Consider the following 1,046-nt stretch of genomic DNA (forward strand, 5'->3'; position numbering starts at 1 on the left):
CCCGGGGGGGGGGGCGGGGGAGTGGGAGAGTAAACCCGAGAACATATTATTTCGCTTCTATGGTAAAGGCGCGCGGCTGCGGCGTTTTGGTGGCAGGGCCAAACCAGACATCGTAAATTTTCGCGGCTTCGCCGGTTTTCTCCAGCTTCACCAGCTCATCGTTGACGGCCTTCAGCAGGGCCGGTTCGCCTTTCTTCACGCCCACGCCAATCTCTTCTTTGCTGAGCAGGTCGGGCAGAATTTTAAACTTGGCTTTATCCGGCGCTTCCGCCAGCAGACCGGCGAGGATGGTGCTGTCCTGAGTGATGGCCTGGACGTTGCCGTTGCGCAGGGCGGTCAGGGCCAGCGGAATATCGTCATAGGAGAGGACGCGAGCCTGCGGGAAACGCTGGTGCAGGGCCTGTTCGCCGGTGGTGCCTTTCACCGCGCCGATGCGCGCTTTGCTGTACTCATCGAGCTTATCCGGAGAGCCGGCCGGCACGAGGAACTGCTGGCCGGTGACGAAATACGGCGTTGAGAAATCAATAACCTGGGCCCGCTCCGGGGTGATGGTAATGTCGGCGACGATCAGGTCGGCTTTGCCGGACTGCAGCAGCGGAATACGGTTGGCTGGGTTGGTGGCCACCAGCTCGAGTTTGACGCCGAGCGCTTTCGCCAGCGCCTGGGCAAAGTCGACGTCGTAGCCGACGATATGGTGGGTTTTGGCGTCCACAGAGCCGAACGGCGGGTTGGCGTCGAAGGTGGCGACTTTTACGACGCCGGCGGCTTTGATATCAGCCAGCTGGTCCGCCTGTGCCTGCGAGGCGAGCAGCAGCATACCCAGCGCCAGTGCGATTTTTGTGGTTTTATTGCGCATAGTTTTTCCCCTGAATCCCTGTTTTGTTTTGTGGACATCACGCTCCCACAAATTGCCCGTCGGCGGCAAAGAAGAAAAAATTCTTATCTATAACCAAAAAGAACTTAACAAACCTATGGGTATTCTTTATGCGCCGCTGGCGTTTTACCAGGACGGCAACGACTGCCGGGCGATCCCCCCCCCCCCCCCG

1 protein-coding gene is annotated in these 1,046 nt (G+C 59.2%); it reads right to left on the reverse strand.

Features of this window, described 5'->3' with window-relative positions:
• Positions 1-46: 46 nt before the first annotated feature.
• Entirely contained in the window at positions 47-856 is an 810-nt protein-coding gene (locus tag HMPREF9538_RS12110; RefSeq protein WP_002890106.1) for an ABC transporter substrate-binding protein, read from the reverse strand.
• Between the last annotated feature and the right edge of the window lie 190 nt (positions 857-1,046).

The organism is Klebsiella sp. MS 92-3 (assembly GCF_000195655.1).
In the GTDB taxonomy this organism is placed as follows: Bacteria; Pseudomonadota; Gammaproteobacteria; order Enterobacterales; family Enterobacteriaceae; genus Klebsiella; species Klebsiella pneumoniae.